At 69.5% G+C, this 420-nt stretch carries 1 pseudogene; it reads right to left on the bottom strand.

What is annotated here, in order from left to right:
- Positions 1–420 (bottom strand): annotated as a pseudogene (locus tag GVL52_RS32345) (UxaA family hydrolase); the annotation flags it as partial.

Genomic DNA, 420 nt, shown 5'->3' with positions numbered 1-420 from the left:
CCTCCAGCCGGCGGTACATGGGCGTGTTGCTGGCGAGCTTGATCGTCGGTGCCGGCTTGCTGCCGAACATCGAGCCGCGCCCGGTCGTGAAGCAGATGAGCTGCGCGCCGCTCGCGATCTGGCCCGTGGCGGCCACCGGGTCGTAGCCCGGCGAATCCATGAAGACGAAGCCGCTCTCGTCGATGCGCTCGGCGTATTCGTACACCGCGCGCAGCGGCGTGGTTCCGCCCTTCATGGCCGAGCCGAGCGACTTCTCGAAGATGTTCGCCAGGCCCCCGGCCTGGTTGCCGTGGCCCACCACGCCGTTGAACTGGGCGTTCTGCCCGGCGGCATAGCGCTCCCACCAGGCCAGGCGGTCGAGCAGCTTCTGCCCCACTGCCGGGGTGACGGCGCGGCGCGTGAGCATGAACTCCACGCCAT

The sequence above is a fragment of the Rhizobium sp. 18055 genome (assembly GCF_902706285.1).
In the GTDB taxonomy this organism is placed as follows: domain Bacteria; phylum Pseudomonadota; class Alphaproteobacteria; order Rhizobiales; family Rhizobiaceae; genus Rhizobium.
The sequence above is the reverse complement of the archived record's forward strand: the minus strand, read 5'-3'. Positions and strand labels throughout refer to the sequence as shown.